Source organism: Kitasatospora sp. NPDC059408 (genome assembly GCF_042751525.1).
In the GTDB taxonomy this organism is placed as follows: Bacteria; Actinomycetota; Actinomycetes; order Streptomycetales; family Streptomycetaceae; genus Kitasatospora.
On the sequence record NZ_JBHYWI010000008.1, the window covers coordinates 12,378 to 26,489 of the forward strand.

Annotated in this window: 16 protein-coding genes; 9 read left to right on the plus strand and 7 right to left on the minus strand. The window is 74.4% G+C overall.

Going from position 1 to position 14,112, the window contains the following annotated elements; translation table 11 throughout:
* The first annotated feature begins 130 nt into the window (after positions 1–130).
* The 6 genes from ACFXDE_RS07860 (at position 131) to ACFXDE_RS07885 (ending at position 4,939) form a co-directional block, all read left to right on the plus strand.
* On the plus strand, positions 131–709 hold the full coding sequence (locus ACFXDE_RS07860) for a helix-turn-helix domain-containing protein (protein ID WP_380447352.1): 579 nt from the start codon (positions 131–133) through the stop codon (positions 707–709).
* The gene (locus ACFXDE_RS07865; protein ID WP_380491911.1) at positions 706–2,013 is read left to right on the plus strand and encodes an MFS transporter; all 1,308 of its coding nucleotides are present in this window, start codon (positions 706–708) and stop codon (positions 2,011–2,013) included. Before ACFXDE_RS07860 ends, ACFXDE_RS07865 begins: the two co-directional genes overlap by 4 nt.
* Before the next feature lie 13 nt (positions 2,014–2,026).
* A complete protein-coding gene (locus tag ACFXDE_RS07870; RefSeq protein ID WP_380491913.1) occupies positions 2,027–2,752 on the plus strand; it encodes a class I SAM-dependent methyltransferase in 726 nt (241 codons plus the stop codon).
* Between the two features lie 131 nt (positions 2,753–2,883).
* Positions 2,884–3,357: a carboxymuconolactone decarboxylase family protein gene (locus ACFXDE_RS07875; protein ID WP_380491915.1), complete on the plus strand. Its 474-nt coding sequence runs from the start codon at positions 2,884–2,886 to the stop codon at positions 3,355–3,357.
* A 48-nt stretch (positions 3,358–3,405) separates the two neighbouring features.
* Entirely contained in the window at positions 3,406–4,329 is a 924-nt protein-coding gene (locus ACFXDE_RS07880; RefSeq protein WP_380491917.1) for an RNA polymerase sigma-70 factor, read from the plus strand.
* A 139-nt stretch (positions 4,330–4,468) separates the two neighbouring features.
* Positions 4,469–4,939 (plus strand): nuclear transport factor 2 family protein, encoded by a 471-nt coding sequence (locus ACFXDE_RS07885; RefSeq protein ID WP_380491919.1) that lies wholly within the window; start codon positions 4,469–4,471, stop codon positions 4,937–4,939.
* Here the strand turns inward: ACFXDE_RS07885 and ACFXDE_RS07890 are convergent.
* Entirely contained in the window at positions 4,920–5,231 is a 312-nt protein-coding gene (locus tag ACFXDE_RS07890) for a DUF6928 family protein (protein ID WP_380492168.1), read from the minus strand. The two genes, ACFXDE_RS07885 and ACFXDE_RS07890, sit on opposite strands and share 20 nt — an antisense overlap.
* Before the next feature lie 420 nt (positions 5,232–5,651).
* On the opposite strand from ACFXDE_RS07890, the gene ACFXDE_RS07895 reads away from it, so the two are divergent.
* Positions 5,652–7,148, plus strand: coding sequence for a helix-turn-helix domain-containing protein (locus tag ACFXDE_RS07895; protein WP_380491921.1), 1,497 nt, complete (start codon positions 5,652–5,654; stop codon positions 7,146–7,148).
* Positions 7,149–7,218: 70 nt separating this feature from the next.
* Here ACFXDE_RS07895 and ACFXDE_RS07900 read toward each other — a convergent pair whose 3' ends face one another.
* The 5 genes from ACFXDE_RS07900 to ACFXDE_RS07920 form a co-directional block, all read right to left on the minus strand.
* On the minus strand, positions 7,219–7,890 hold the full coding sequence (locus ACFXDE_RS07900; protein ID WP_380491923.1) for a hypothetical protein: 672 nt from the start codon (positions 7,888–7,890) through the stop codon (positions 7,219–7,221).
* Positions 7,887–9,263 (minus strand): DUF58 domain-containing protein, encoded by a 1,377-nt coding sequence (locus tag ACFXDE_RS07905; protein ID WP_380491925.1) that lies wholly within the window; start codon positions 9,261–9,263, stop codon positions 7,887–7,889. Before ACFXDE_RS07905 ends, ACFXDE_RS07900 begins: the two co-directional genes overlap by 4 nt.
* Positions 9,260–10,306, minus strand: a complete 1,047-nt coding sequence (locus ACFXDE_RS07910) for an AAA family ATPase (RefSeq protein ID WP_380491927.1) — start codon at positions 10,304–10,306, stop codon at positions 9,260–9,262. The genes ACFXDE_RS07905 and ACFXDE_RS07910 overlap by 4 nt, the downstream gene beginning before the upstream one ends.
* A 95-nt stretch (positions 10,307–10,401) precedes the next feature.
* The gene (locus tag ACFXDE_RS07915) at positions 10,402–10,932 is read right to left on the minus strand and encodes a hypothetical protein (RefSeq protein WP_380491929.1); all 531 of its coding nucleotides are present in this window, start codon (positions 10,930–10,932) and stop codon (positions 10,402–10,404) included.
* Positions 10,929–11,951, minus strand: coding sequence for a DUF4129 domain-containing protein (locus tag ACFXDE_RS07920; RefSeq protein WP_380491931.1), 1,023 nt, complete (start codon positions 11,949–11,951; stop codon positions 10,929–10,931). The genes ACFXDE_RS07915 and ACFXDE_RS07920 overlap by 4 nt, the downstream gene beginning before the upstream one ends.
* Positions 11,952–12,335: 384 nt before the next feature.
* Between ACFXDE_RS07920 and ACFXDE_RS07925 the strand changes: the two genes are divergently transcribed.
* On the plus strand, positions 12,336–12,773 hold the full coding sequence (locus ACFXDE_RS07925) for a universal stress protein (RefSeq protein WP_380445723.1): 438 nt from the start codon (positions 12,336–12,338) through the stop codon (positions 12,771–12,773).
* Between the two features lie 32 nt (positions 12,774–12,805).
* Here the strand turns inward: ACFXDE_RS07925 and ACFXDE_RS07930 are convergent, their stop codons facing one another.
* Positions 12,806–13,504, minus strand: coding sequence for a hypothetical protein (locus tag ACFXDE_RS07930; RefSeq protein ID WP_380491933.1), 699 nt, complete (start codon positions 13,502–13,504; stop codon positions 12,806–12,808).
* Between the two features lie 139 nt (positions 13,505–13,643).
* On the opposite strand from ACFXDE_RS07930, the gene ACFXDE_RS07935 reads away from it, so the two are divergent.
* Positions 13,644–13,946: a hypothetical protein gene (locus ACFXDE_RS07935; protein ID WP_380491935.1), complete on the plus strand. Its 303-nt coding sequence runs from the start codon at positions 13,644–13,646 to the stop codon at positions 13,944–13,946.
* Positions 13,947–14,112 lie beyond the last annotated feature (166 nt).

Here is a 14,112-nt window from a genome sequence, read left to right on the forward strand (position 1 = left end):
ACCCTCGATGGAAGTGAGAGTCAAGAAGAAGAGTGAGAGGTTCTAACTCTCCGATCGGACGGGAATGTTGCAGAGAATTCTCTGCAGATGGACCTATGCAGAGAGTTCTCTGCACCCTAGAGTGATCACCATGACCGACCAGCCCCGCCGCCGGATCGACGCCACGAGCCTGCGCGGCCTCGCCCACCCCCTGCGGATGCGCCTCCTCGACGAGCTGCGCACCAACGGGCCCGCCACCTCCGCCCGCCTCGCCGAGCGGCTCGGCGAGAACACCGGCACCGTCAGCTGGCACCTGCGCCACCTCGCCGAACACGGCTTCATCGAGGAGGAGACGGACCGCGGCACCCGGCGCGAGCGCTGGTGGCGGGCCGTGCGCAGCCGCAACGTCCTCAACACCACCGACTTCGACCGCGACCCCGCCACCAAGGGCGCCCTCGACGTCTACCTCGGCGAGATGCTCCGCGAGCAGTTCCGGCGCGTCGCGGACGCCATGGCCGCCGAGCTGCCGGAGGAGTGGCGCGGCGTCGGCACCGTCTCCGGCTGGTCGAACCTGCGCCTCACGCCCGCCCAGCTGCGCGCCCTCAACGCCGACCTGATGGCCGTGATCGACCGTCACACCCCCGACCCGGACGCCGAGCCCGACCCCGCGGCCCGTCCGGTGATCCTCCAGATCCAGTCCCTGCCCCGCAAGGAGTCCGACCCGTCATGAGCGACGCCGCCGTCCCGACCGAGCGCCCCACCACCGGGCTGCTGCGCCGCCACCACGACTTCCGGCTGTTATGGACAGGCGAGACCGCCAACAAGTTCGGCTCCGCCGTCACCGGCCTGGCGATGCCGCTCATCGCGGTCACCACCCTGCACGCCTCCACCCTGGAGGTCGGCGTCCTGAGCGCGGCCGGCTGGCTGCCCTGGCTGCTGATCGGCCTGCCCGTCGGGGCGTGGGTCGACCGGATGCGCAGCCGCCCGATCATGCTGGCCGCCTCCGCCGTCTCGCTGGTCCTCTTCGCGACCGTCCCGCTGGCCGCCCGCGCCGGGATCCTGACGATGGCCCAGCTCATCGCCGTGGCGCTCGCCACCGGCGTGGCCACGGTGTTCTTCCAGACCGCGTACACCGCCTACCTGCCCAAGCTCCTCTCCCCCGCCGACCAGGCCGAGGGCAACGCAAAGCTGCACGGCAGCGCCTCCGCCGCGAGCATCACCGGCCTCGGCGCGGGCGGGCTGATCGCCCAGCTCACCGGGCCCGTCAACGGCGTGCTCGCCAACAGCGTCACCTTCGTGCTCTCGCTGGTGTGCACCGGCCGGATCCGGCACCGCGAACCCGTCAAGGCGGCACGGGAGAGGCGCCCGCTGCGCCAGGAGATCGGCGAGGGGCTGCGCCTGGTGTCCGGGGACGTCTGGTTCCGCACGTTCACGCTGTTCGGAGCCGCCGCGAACCTGACGCTGACGGGCTACCAGTCGATCCAGGTGGTCTTCCTGGTCCGGGACGTGGGACTGCCCGAAGGCGCGGTCGGCGCGCTTGTCGCGGCCGCGTCGACCGGAGGCATCGTGGGCGCCGCGGTGGCCCGCCGGGTCGCCGCCCGGATGGGCACGGCAAGGGCGATGCTCTTCTTCGAGCTGGTGCTGCCGGCCCTCACCCTCCTCGTCCCGCTCACCACGCCCGGCGCCGGCCTGGCGCTGTTCGTCCTCGGCGGGTTCGGCGCCTCGGCCGGTGTCGTCGCCGGAAACATCATCAAGTCGACCTTCCAGCAGCAGTACTGCCCCCCGGAGCTCCTCGGACGGCTCTCCGCGAGCGCCGCGATGCTCAACTACGGCACGATCCCGGTGGGCGCGCTGCTCGGCGGCCTGCTCGGCACCTGGCTCGGCGTGCGGCCCACCATGTGGCTGCTGACCGCCGGCGTGCCGCTGTCGGCACTGATCCTCTGGTTCTCGCCGGTGCGAAAGCACCGTGACCTGCCGACCGAACGGCCGGTGCAGCCGGCCGGGGCCGGTGCCACGGCCGCCATCCCGGCCTGAAAGGACGTGCAGCATGACGGACGCATCCTTCGCCGATCCCCGGCTGGCCGCGATCTACGACCCGCTCGACCCCGACCGCACCGATCTCGACGCCTACGTCCGGATCGCAAAGGAGTTCGGGGCCCGCCGGGTCCTCGACATCGGCTGCGGGACGGGGGTGTTCCCCCTCCTGCTCGCCGACCAGGGGGTCGAGGTCGTCGGTGTCGAGCCCGCCGGGGCGTCCCTCGACGTGGCGCGGGCGAAGCCGGGCGCCGAGCGGGTGCGCTGGATCCACGGCGACGCGACGGCATTGCCGCCCCTGCGGGTCGACCTCGTGACGATGACGGCGAACGTCGCCCAGGCCATCGCCGACCCGGAGGCTTGGCGGCGGACCCTGCGGGGCGCGTTCAAGGCGCTGCGGCCCGGCGGGCACCTGGTCTTCGAGACCCGCGACCCGGCCCGCCGCGCCTGGGAGGAGTGGAACCGCGCGTCCTCGTTCGGGACGACCGAGGTCCCGGGCGTCGGCGCCGTCGAGACGTGGGTGGAACTCCTGGGCGTGGACGGGCCGTTGGTGACGTTCCGGTGGACGTACGCGTTCGCCTCGGACGGACAGGTGTTGACCTCGGACTCCACGCTGCGCTTCCACGAGCGGCACGAGGTCGAACGGGACCTGGCCGAGCTCGGCTACCAGCTGCAGGAGGTCCGTGACGCGCCCGACCGGCCGGGCAGGGAGCTCGTCTTCCTCGCGCGGCGGCCGTGATCCCGGGCCGGGGCCGAGTCTGAGACACGGGTCACAGTCCGCCTCGCAGTCCGCCGTGTCACAACACGGCGGGCTGTCCCGTCTCAGGGTGTAGCCACGCACGATCACCCACGATCACGGAGGAACACCCCATGGACGCCCGACTCGACTACTTCGCCAACGCGACCGTCGGCAAGAGCTTCAAGCACATCATGGCGGCGGGCAGGAGCATCAAGGAGTCGTCGCTGCCGCCCGCCACCCAGGAGCTCGTCGCCCTGCGGATCAGCCAGATCAACGGCTGCGCGGTCTGCGTCGACATGCACACCAAGGACGCCGCCGCGGCCGGCGAGAGCGCGGTGCGGCTCAACCTGGTGGCGGTGTGGCGCGAGGCCACCGTCTACACCGAGGCCGAGCGCGCCGCCCTGGCCCTCGCCGAGGCGGGCACCCGGGTCGCGGACGCGGCCGGCGGAGTGGCCGACGACGTGTGGGCCCGCGCCGCCGAGCACTACGACGGGGACCAGATCGCCGCGCTGGTGCTCCTCGTCTCGTTCATGAACATGGTCAACCGGCTCAACGTCATCACGCAGCAGCCGGCCGGGAGCTACGAGGCCGGACAGTTCCACTGACGGGACGGACCAGGCGACGAACGAGGCAACGGACGAGGGGAGAGCGACATGAGCAGGGTCGACGACTTCGAGGAGCTGCGGCCGCTGCTGTTCTCGATCGCCTACCGGATCCTCGGCAGCGTGAGCGAGGCCGAGGACGCCGTCCAGGAGACGTGGCTGCGCTTCGACGCCGCCGCGGCGCAGCCCGTCTCCGCCAAGGCCTACCTGTCGGCCGCCGTCACCCGGATCTCCATCGACGTCCTGCGGTCCGCGCGGGTGCGGCGCGAGGCGTACGTCGGGCCGTGGTTCCCCGAGCCGCTGCTCAGCGATCCGTACCAGGACCCGGCGCGGGCGGCCGAGTTGGCGGACTCCGTGTCGATGGCGGCGCTGCTGCTCCTGGAGCGCCTCAGCCCGTTGGAGCGGGCGGTGTTCGTGCTGCGGGAGGTGTTCGCCTTCGGGTTCGACGACATCGCGGCGGCGGTGGGGCGCTCGGAGGCGGCCTGCCGGCAGCTGGTGGTGCGGGCACGGCGGCACATGGCGGAGGGGCGCCCCCGGTTCGCGGCGGACCGCCAGGAGCGGCAGGAGCTCGCGACGCGGTTCTTCGACGCGCTGACGGACGGCGACGTGGGCGCGCTGAGCGCCCTGCTCGCCGCCGACGTCCAACTGCTCGGGGACGGCGGCGGCAAGGCGCCGCAGCTGGCCAACGCCGTCGTCGGGGCGGACAACGTGGCCCGGGTGCTGGCCGCGTTCTTCCCGCTGCTGCGACGGATCGACGCGACGTGCGCGCCGCAGGAGGTCAACGGGCAGCCCGGCGCGGTCGTCCGCGACCGGAACGGCCGGGTGCTCCACGCGATGACGCTCGACGTGCTCGACGGGCAGGTCCAGGCCGTCCGGGTCGTGATCAACCCCGACAAGCTCGGCCACCTCGGACCGGTGGCCGACGCCTGGGCCGTCACCCGGGAGCTGCAGGCCGTCCGTCGGCAGCGGGACTGACCGGGGCGGTGGTGGCCGGCCGCGGCGCTGCGGTCGGCCACCACCGCGGCGCGGCCATCCGATCCGGCCGACCGGAAACCCGCGCGGATGCCCGACTAGCCTGTGCAGCGAAGATCATCCGCCGCACGAGGGGGAGCCCATGCCCGCACTCACCGACCCGGCCCTCGCCCACCGGGCCATCGAGAACCTGATCGCCCGCTACGCCGAGCTCGTCGACGACGGCGACTTCGCCGGACTCGGCGACCTCCTCGCCCACGCCACCTTCACCGGCAGCGGCGAACCGGTGAGCGGGCGCGCGGCGATCGAGCGGCGGTTCCGTGACACGGTGATCCTCTACCCCGACGGCACACCGCGCACCCAGCACGTCACCACGAACACCGCCATCGACCTCGACGGCCCCACCGCTACGGCCCGCTCCTACGTCACCGTCCTCCAAGCCGCCCCGGGCCTCCCCCTCCAGACCATCGCCGCCGGCCGCTACCACGACCGCTTCGAACACACCGAAGGCCAGTGGCACTTCACCGAACGACGCGTCCGCATCACCCTCCTCGGCGACCTGACCCACCACCTCCACCAGGCGAAACGGGGAGCTACGGAGCCCCCTGCCTGACCCAACTGCCATCCGCCCCCACCACGTAGGTACGCCGCGGCTCCATGGCCGCGACCCTGGCCCGCGGCTCGGCCTCCACCACCGCGGGGTCCGGAGCAGCCGAATCCCGCACGAGGAAACCATGCAGCCCGACGGCGTCGGCATCCACGTCGTCGGGCGCCGGCAGCCCCTCCAGGACGAACCCGCAGAGCGCGCGCAACGCGTCCTCGCCCATCTCCAGCGGGTGGAACGGCAGCGGGTACGGTCTGTCGTCCCTGTCCGGCCACGGAATGACGGCGGCCGCTAGTTCCAGCCGGTGTCGGAGCCGGAGGTGTCGTGCTCGTCGGGCGATGCGGTGGTGGCGGCGGTGTGCGGCGTGTACGTCGTTGTGATCATCTCTCGTCCTTTCTCGAATGAAGGCGCGGTCGGCCCACGCAGGCACCCTTTGGGCGGAAACGAGAAAACCAATCGGGCGTCATTGTGTCCGCCCGCCGCTCCCGCCGTGACATTCCGGCCAAAGGGAATCGAGCCTCCCCGTGCGGCCGGTCTTCGGCTCCTCGCCTCGCCCGGCCTCGGTAAGGAATCTACGGCCGCGGGCAAGGGGGCAACAGTGCCTTTCTGCACAGTTGAAGGCTTCGTACGGTGCCGAAGTGCACAGTGTTCCCGCCGTCCTCCGAATTACCACCGCGTGTATTCTGCGGAGTGACGTACCGAACGTTCCGGGGGGAATGGCATGAAGGTCGACAACACTCGGGTTTCGACCGGGGCTCGACAGGCCGAACGGGCGGACGACATCCTCGCGCTGTACCGCGCCGCCCGCAAGGGCGGGACGGCGCAGGTGCTCCGCCGGCTGGCCCACCGCACCGGGACGGTCGCCTTCCTGCTGAACCGGTCGGGCACCCCGGCCAGTCCGGCCGCGCCGCCGCCGGGGAGCGCCGCGCACGGGCTCTGCCTGCGCGGGGCGCGCGAGATCGCCGGCCGGAGGCTGCAGTCCGTCGCCGTCGACGAGGGCGCCCTCACCGGCCTCGTGCTGACCCTCGACGACACCGGGGAGACGCCCCTCCTCGCCGTGGTGGCGCCGCGCCCGGCCCCGCCCGGGCTGCCGGCCCTCGTCGCGGACGCCGCGTCCGTGCTCGGCCTCGCGTGGCAGGCGGAGGACGTCCGCCGCCGTCAGCGCCGGCTGCGCGCGGCCGACGACCGGGTCCGGGAGGCGGTCCTCCAACTGCTGATGAACGGTCAGACCGCCACGGCGCGCCAGATCTCCGGCGCTCTGCAACCCGCGCTGCCCGAAGTGGTGCAGGTGTACGTCGTCGAGGGTCGGCGCGGTGCGCGCGACGAGGTGGCGCACCGGCTCGCCGAGTCGGGCGGCGGCGCGTGGGCCGTGCCATGCCCCGTCTACAGCGACCACATGATCGTCCTCGCACCCGCGGCGCCCTCCCTCCCGGCCTGGGCCACCGCCCGGCCCGCGACGGCGCACCCCTGCCGGATCGGGGTCAGCAACGCCGTGCCCCTGCGGGAGACCGTCACGGGCTACGCGCAGGCGTTCCACGCGCTGGCCGCCGCGCGCCACCGCCCCGACCGGGTCGCGACCTTCGCCTCCGACCAGGACCTCCCGCTCACCATCGGGACGGCCGCGGCGGTGTGGGCGGACACCTTCCTGTCGCCCCTCAGGCTCCACCGCCCCAGGCGCCTCCAGGACCCGGACGGCGCCGAGCTGTTGGCCACCGCCTCCTCCTGGCTGCGGTTCTCCTCCGGCGCGGCGGCCCACCTGAGGATCCACCGCAACACCCTGGCCGCCCGCCTGGCGTCCGTCCAGGAGCTGCTCCAGCTGGACCTGGCCCGGCTCGCCAACCGCTCCGCCCTGGCGCTCGCCCTGCACGCGGCCCCGGCCGCTCCCCACGGCGCCGACGACGCCCCGGGCGACGACCGACCGGCACCCGCCCTCGACGACCTCCTCGCCCTGCCCCGCGTCGAGGCCTGGGCCGAGCAGCAGCTCCGGCCACTCCACGGCCCCGACGCCCCGACGGCCGTGGCGCAGACGCTCGCCACCTGGCTGCACCTGGACGCCCGCCTCGTGCCGACGGCCGAGGCGCTGTCCGTCTCGCCCTCGGCCGTCCGCAAACGCCTGGCCCGGGCCGAGGAGTTGCTGCAGCGCTCGCTGGTCCGCTCCCCCACGTCCGTCCACGACCTGTGGCTCGCCGAGCGGGCCCTCGAACTGGCCGAGCACTGACCCCGGTGCCGTGGCACCGGCGAGCACCGGCGAGCGTCGGCAAGCACCGGGCTCACCCCCGGGCGGCCGCCTAGGAGGTCGCGTCCTCGGGCTTCCCGGACGCGGCGGTCCCGTCCTCGGCGGTCGCGGACGCGGCGGTTTCGGACGACGCGGACGGGCGCAGCCCGAGGCCCACGCCCCAGGCCGCGGCCGCCACGCCCAGCAGCGCGATCGGGCGCGACCACTCCCCCGCCCCGGTCGGCGCGAAGGCCACCGGCAGCACCAGCAGCGACGCCGCGACGGCGGCACAGGCCGCGGCCGGGCGGACGGTCCGGCGCTGCGGGCCGAACGCGTCGAGGAGCAGCAGGTAGGCCGCGAGGAGGACGGTCACCGCGAGCGCCTGCCACACCCGCGGCTCGCACAGAGCGGCGAGCACCACCGCACCGGCGGCGAGGAGGGTCGTGCGGGACGCGGCGAGGCGCGCGGGCCAGGTCGCCGTCCGGCTCGGCGGATCGTCCTGCGGCGGCGCGGCCCAGAGTGCGAGGCCGGTGGCGACGACGGCCGCCGCGGGCCCGAACCGGTCGGTCGCGCCGCCGCTGCCGGGGAGGCCGACCGCGGCGAGGGCCAGGGCGGCGCCGGTGCCCCGCAGGACGGCCCGTTCGAGTCGCGGGGCCCACCGGACGGCGCCGGGCGGGGGTGCCGCTTCCGTCGCACTCACGGGCGGTGCCGGAGTCGTCACGGTCATCGAGGTCGTCGGGGTCATCGGGCCGCTCCCGTGATCGTGCGACGCAGCAGCGGCGCGAGTGCCAGGTCGAGGGTCTCGCCCGGTGTGTGGCGGGCCACCGGGATGCCGCGCCCGCGCAGCGTCGAGCGCATCGCCTCGCGTTCGGCGCGCCACAGGCGCAGGGCGAGGGCGTCGGTCTCGTCGTCCGGGCGTGCGGCCGGTTCCCCGGCCGGCACCTCGACCACGACCAGCGGGTTGCCGCGTTCGCGCACCTGGCCGAGCACGTCGAGGATCCGCTGGTCGGCGAGCGGAGTGAACGCGTACACGAGGGCGTGGCCGGGCAGGACCGGCAGCGGGATGCGGGGTACGGCGGCGCCGCGCTGGGGGCGGTCCTGACGGACCTCCAGCACGCTCTCCACCATGCGGTAGAACTGCCGGTCCCCGCTGCCCGCGTTGAGCCAGCGCAGCGTCCCGCCGACCGCGACGAGGCCGATCCGGTCGTGCCGGCGCAGGTAGGAGCGGGTCAGTCCGGCGGCGGCGCGCAGCGTCTCGTCGAGGCTGCGCAGTCCGGTGGTGGCGTCGCGGAAGTCGGCCAGGGTGTCCAGCAGGACGACCGCGTCGGCGGCGCGCTCGGCGGTGAACTGGTTGATCTGGACGGCGTCGCGGCGGGTCGTCGACGGCCAGTGGATGCGCCGCTGCCGCTCGCCCGGCACGTGCGGGCGCACGCCGATCACCTCGGTGCCGGTGCCCTCGTGCGCGGTGGTGTGCTCGCCGATCCGCTCCGGCAGCCGGACCGGGATCGGGGTGAGGCGGGCCGCGCTGGGCACCGGGAAGACGTCCACCGTGCCGAGGTCGGTGCGCACGGTGCGCCGGGTCAGGCCGCCCGCGTCGTGGACGTCGACGTCGATGACGCCGAGCTGCCAGCGGCCCCAGCTGTCGGCGTGGACGACCAGGTCCACGCCGGTCGCGGTGACGCTGAGGGCGTCCAGCGTGACGCCGGGGCCGAGCGCCAGGGTGGGGTCGAGCCGGCCGGTCCGTCCGTCGTGCCGGACGGTGACGTGCACGGTGACGGGCTCGCCCTCGAAGCAGCGGCGCGGCTCGGCGGTGCTGTCCGCGGACAGCGCGGTCGGCCGGGTGCGCCCCGGGGCGGCGAGGGCGAGCAGGACGGCGGGCCCGGCCGCCAGGGCGAGCAGCCACGCGTGCCCGGTGAGCAGCGCGGCGACGGCCGCGGCGGTGGCCACGGTGAGCAGGCGCAGCGTCTGCTCACCGGCGCGCCAGTGGGGCGGGGGCGGGCTGCTCGGCAGGCCGTCGACGAGCCGGGCGCCGACAGGCCGGGCGCCAACGGGCCGGGCGCTGGCGGCCCCGGCGGTGGACCGGGTGGCGGACTCCCCCGGATGCGGTGCGCGGTTCACGAATTGGCCGCGCGGGGCAGGGTCTGCGGCGCCGGGACGGCGTCGACCAGTCGCCGCACGACGTCGTCGGCCTCGACCTGGCGCACCCACAACTCCGGTGCGAGGGTGATGCGGTGGGCGAGCGCGGGGACGGCGAGCGCCTTGACGTCCTCCGGGGTCAGGTAGTCGCGGCCCTCCAGCATCGCCCGTGCCCGGGCCAGCTGGATCAGCGCGAGGCCGCCTCGGGGCGAGGCGCCGACCTGGATCTGCTGGTCGTTGCGGGTCGCGTCGACCAGCGCGATGACGTAGTCGACCAGGTCGTCGTCGACCTCGACCCGCTCCACCGCCGCGCGCATGGCCAGCAGTTCCGACGGGCTGCTCACGGCGTCCAGCACCGCCTCCGGCGCCGCGCGGTCGAGCCGGGCGCGCAGCATCGCAGCCTCCGTGACGGTGGGGAGGTAGCCCATCCGCACGCGGAGCAGGAAGCGGTCGAGCTGCGCCTCGGGGAGCGCGTACGTGCCCTCGTACTCGATCGGGTTGGCGGTGGCGATCACCAGGAACGGGTGCGGCAGGCGGCGGGTCTCGCCGTCGACGGACACCTGGCCCTCGGCCATCGCCTCCAGCAGCGCGGCCTGGGTCTTCGGCGGGGTGCGATTGATCTCGTCGGCGAGCAGGAGCTGGGTGAACAGCGGGCCGGGGCGGAACACCATCTCGCCGGTGTTCCGGTCGTAGAAGGGGGCGCCGGTGACGTCCGAGGGCAGCAGGTCGGGGGTGAACTGGATCCGGCGGAAGTCCAGGCCGAGGGTGGTCGCGAACGAGCGCGCCAGCAGGGTCTTGCCGAGTCCGGGCAGGTCCTCGATCAGGACGTGGCCGCCGGCCAGGGCGCCGAGCATGACCAGGCGCAGCGCCTCCGGCTTGCCGACGACGGCCCGTTCGATCTCCGCGAGCACCGCGAGGGCGCGTTCGCCGGCCTCCTTCGGGGTCAGCGCCGGTATCGCCACCGCCGGTTCGGCCGGGGTGTGCGCGCCGTCGAGTGCGGCGGGGGCCTGGGGTAGGACGGACATGGCTCTCCTGCAGGACTGTTCGTGGATGGTGGGATGCGAAGGGTCAGGCGCGGGGTGCGGCGCCGTCAACGTGCCTCAGGGGGACGGCTGGACCGTCACAAGGACTCCAGCCGGTCGACGAGGGCGCGCAGGACCGGGGCCGGGACGGTCGCGGCCGGGGCCGGCGCCTCGGGGTCGACCCAGGGCCAGAGCCGGGGGCCGACCAGTTCGGCGGCCCGGTCGCGATCGGCCGGCAGCCGCAGGCCGTGGGCCTCCGACAGCCGTACGGCGTAGAGCCGTTGGAGGCGGGTGCGCAGCGGCCTGCAGTCGCCCTGGGGGTCGGTGGCCTGGCCGACGGTCCAGCGCCAGTCGCCGAGGCCGGGCTCGTGCGCCTCCATTAGCCGGGGCCGGCGGCGCAGGATCGTCTCCAGGGCTCCCGCGCCGGCCACGTACCGGGCGGTGACGAGGGCGGTGGCGGTCAGCAGGCCGGCGCCGGCGCCGGCCCCGGGCAGGCCGCCGACCAGGGCGAGGAGTGGTTCGGCGAGGACGGCGGTCACGGTCAGCTCGATCAGGCTGTGCCGGACGGAGCCGGGCGCGGCGAACCCGTCGGCCGGGTCTCCGGGTGTCCGCGTCTGCGGGATTCTCATCGGCCGTGTCCTGTCGATCCTGCCGGGCCTGCCGCGCCGGCGGGCGTCGGCTCCGTCGGCTCCGGCCGCGCGGGTGTGCCCTCGGTGAGTGCGGCTGCGAGCGCCGCGCCGATGGTGTCCAGGGCCGCCCGGGCCCGGCGCACGTGGCCGTCGTCCATCGGGTGCGTCGAGTACCTGGCCTCCCGGTACAGCGCGGTGAGCGCGTGTGCCTGGCCTGGGTCGATGCTCTGGTGGGACAGCGCACGTTCCACCAGTTCCGTCGGGCTGTCGGAGTCGCGCCGGGACACGCCGGCGGCGGCGAGCGAGCCTTCCATGGCGACGAAGCAGGCGATCACGGCCGCCCGCGCGTCGTCACCGGTCAGCGCCGTGCGGGCGGACACCACTGCCTCGGCGAGGACGTCCTCCGGGGACGGCGGCGGCGCAGCGGGCAGCAGCACCGGGGCCACCCGACGGCGCAGGCGCCCTCGCTGACGCAGCAGCAGGACGATCACGGCCACGAGCACGACGGCCATCGCCACCCCCAGCACCGCGAACAGAAGCCCGGGCAGGAGCATGAGCGCGCCGTCGTCCGTCTCCTTCGACGGAGGCGGCGGTGTCGCAGTGGAGGTCGGCAGCAGTTGCGGCGGCAGCTGCGGCGTGAAGCCGTGGTCGCCGCCCGTGCGGCTGTTGAGGACCAGCATCAGCGCCGGCACCCCGAGGGCGGCCAGCGGCAGCAACACCATCGCCGCCTCCCGCAGGCGCTCGGTCCGCGGCGTCGGCCCGATGAGGGTCCGGACCTCCTCCCGGAAGCGCACCGCGAACCGGCCGATCAGCACCGCCCAGCCGATCCCGAGCAGGACCACGAAACCGATGGTGCGCACCGGCCCGGCCGTGGCCGTGCCGAGCAGCCCGCCGTCGGACCGCAGCGCCGCCGCGGCCGTCAGCAGGCCGACGACGACCAGCAGGACGCCCGTCAGCCTGGTGTCCCCCTGGGCCCGGTCGCTCCGCCGACGTCCCGTCAACGGCGTTTCGCCGTCCATGCGCCCCCCGATTCCCCCACAGCGCGGTCGACGACGCGCATCGTACAACGCCGCTCACCGACCGCCGCGCCGACCGGGCGCCCGTCGTCCACGACGACAACCCCCACCGTTCCGTTCCTTCCGTCCCCCGTCACCGCCCACCACCGTTCGTGTGCGGGCGCCGTCAAGATCGTGTCAAGGGCGCGGTCACCGCACACTGCCAGAACCCGGCAGTCTTCGGCCCCCTCCCGTATCCGGATTCGATCACCCGCCGGGCCGCCGCACCGTCGTCACCCGGGTGCCGGGCCGTACTGGCGGCGGCGTGCGGCGGCACGCACCGTGGTGCGTGGGGCAACGACGGACCGGGCGGCGACGGACCGGGCAACGACCGACAGGACGGTACAGATGAACGCGAACGACTCCGTTCCCCGCGTCGTGGTCGGCGTCGACGGCTCGCAGCCGTCGCGCGCCGCGCTGCGCTGGGCGGTCCGGCACGCCGAGCTGATCGGCGGGGTCGTCGACGCGGTGGGCGCGTGGGAGCCGCCGAGCCACTTCGGCTGGTCCGCGCCCGTGGTCGACACGTCCTTCGACCGGGACCTCGCCGAGCGGCGGTTCCACGACGAACTGGACGAGGTGCTCGGCGTGGACGTGCCGGTGCAGATCCGGCGGACGATGGTGATGGGCGACCCCTCCGACGTGCTCCTGGACGCGGCACGCGGCGCCGAACTGCTGGTCGTCGGCAGCCACGGCCACAGCGGCTTCACCCGGGCCCTTCTCGGCTCGGTGAGCACCCGCTGCGCCCAGCACGCCGCCTGCCCGGTGGTCATCATCCGCCCGCAGTAGCGCAGCCCGCATGAGAGCACCTGCCCCGTGGTTCAGCGGCTGTTCGCGTCGTCGGCGGCAAGGTCGACCCGGGTGCCCGGGGTGACGGGCAGCGCCTCGATCCCGTCGTCCGCGAGGATCAGCGCGGCCGCCTCGGCCGAGCACCCGACGTAGGTGGACAGCAGGTCGTAGTCGCTGGTGACGACCCAGCTCCGGTCCTCCGGCCACCAGAACTCGGGCCCGGTGATCTCCTCGTACTCCGCATCGAGCCCGACCTCGGCCGCCACGAAGGGCCGCGAGGAGTCCAGCCCGGCCAGCGACGAACGCCTGACCAGCGGCTCCGGCGCGCCCCACAGCAGGGCCGCCAGGTCGTAGGCGAAGAGGACGGGCTGCTCACCCGTCACCCGGCCGAGGCAGCGCGCCAGTGCCCGGCGGGTCCCGACGTCGGGCTGCCCCGAGTCCGCCAGCCACCGGACGTCGGCGTCGGGGCCGTCGGCGTCCTGCAGCAGCGGTCCGTGGCTCATCTCGGCGTGGAACGGACGGCCCGCCGCCTCGGCCCGCTCCCGCCAGGACCGGGTGCGGCCCGACCCGTCCGAGGCGTCGAACCGGTGGAACACCCGCAGGTACGCGTCGAACCCGCCCGGCACGAGCTCGCCCACGACGTGTCCCTCGCGCTGCCCGGGCCGCTCCAGGGCAGCCTGCAGCCAGGCCAGCTCGGTCCCGTCGTAGCTCCACGTGTGCGTCTCGGTCATGCGCCCATCCTGTCCTGCCCGCCGACGCGGGTGTGCGGCGCCCCCTCGAAGCCGCCTGCCTTGCAGGGCCCGGGTGCCAGGGCGACGCTGGACGTGGCGGACAGCCACCCTCCCTGCCGCTGAGACGAGGAGCCCTGACGTGAGCTTCATCCAGATCATCGAGTACAAGACGACCCGCATCGACGAGTTCAACGCCCTGCTCGACAACTGGGTCGAGAAGAACGCGGGCAACCGCATAGCGACCCGGTCCCTGCAGACCCGTGACCGCGACCAGGAGAACGTCTACCTGAACATCGTCGAGTTCCCCTCGTACGAACAGGCGATGGAGAACTCCGACCGCCCGGAGACGACGGAGTTCGCCGCCCGGCTCGCGACGCTGTGCGACGGACCGCCGGTGTTCCGCAACCTCGACGTGCTGAACGAATGGACCTTCCAGGACTGAGACCCTCCGTGGACGCGTGCCGCTCTCGGAGACCGGCGCCCGAGCTGCGGCGAACGGGTGGTCCGGGGCGCTGATCCGGCGGGCGTCGGCGTTGCACGCGGGGCGGGGGCGCCGGTCGGACGGTACACCTGGGGCCGCCACGGCGCCGGGCGCGGCCGTTTCCGGT

Bases quoted from the DNA above. Each gene is read 5' to 3' on its own strand.
- ACFXDE_RS07860 (WP_380447352.1), top strand. From the start codon at position 131: ATGACCGACCAGCCCCGCCGCCGGATCGACGCCACGAGCCTGCGCGGC.
- ACFXDE_RS07865 (WP_380491911.1), top strand. From the start codon at position 706: ATGAGCGACGCCGCCGTCCCGACCGAGCGCCCCACCACCGGGCTGCTG.
- ACFXDE_RS07870 (WP_380491913.1), top strand. From the start codon at position 2,027: ATGACGGACGCATCCTTCGCCGATCCCCGGCTGGCCGCGATCTACGAC.
- ACFXDE_RS07875 (WP_380491915.1), top strand. From the start codon at position 2,884: ATGGACGCCCGACTCGACTACTTCGCCAACGCGACCGTCGGCAAGAGC.
- ACFXDE_RS07880 (WP_380491917.1), top strand. From the start codon at position 3,406: ATGAGCAGGGTCGACGACTTCGAGGAGCTGCGGCCGCTGCTGTTCTCG.
- ACFXDE_RS07885 (WP_380491919.1), top strand. From the start codon at position 4,469: ATGCCCGCACTCACCGACCCGGCCCTCGCCCACCGGGCCATCGAGAAC.
- ACFXDE_RS07895 (WP_380491921.1), top strand. From the start codon at position 5,652: ATGAAGGTCGACAACACTCGGGTTTCGACCGGGGCTCGACAGGCCGAA.
- ACFXDE_RS07900 (WP_380491923.1), bottom strand. From the start codon at position 7,890: ATGACCCCGACGACCTCGATGACCGTGACGACTCCGGCACCGCCCGTG.
- ACFXDE_RS07910 (WP_380491927.1), bottom strand. From the start codon at position 10,306: ATGTCCGTCCTACCCCAGGCCCCCGCCGCACTCGACGGCGCGCACACC.
- ACFXDE_RS07915 (WP_380491929.1), bottom strand. From the start codon at position 10,932: ATGAGAATCCCGCAGACGCGGACACCCGGAGACCCGGCCGACGGGTTC.
- ACFXDE_RS07920 (WP_380491931.1), bottom strand. From the start codon at position 11,951: ATGGACGGCGAAACGCCGTTGACGGGACGTCGGCGGAGCGACCGGGCC.
- ACFXDE_RS07925 (WP_380445723.1), top strand. From the start codon at position 12,336: ATGAACGCGAACGACTCCGTTCCCCGCGTCGTGGTCGGCGTCGACGGC.
- ACFXDE_RS07930 (WP_380491933.1), bottom strand. From the start codon at position 13,504: ATGACCGAGACGCACACGTGGAGCTACGACGGGACCGAGCTGGCCTGG.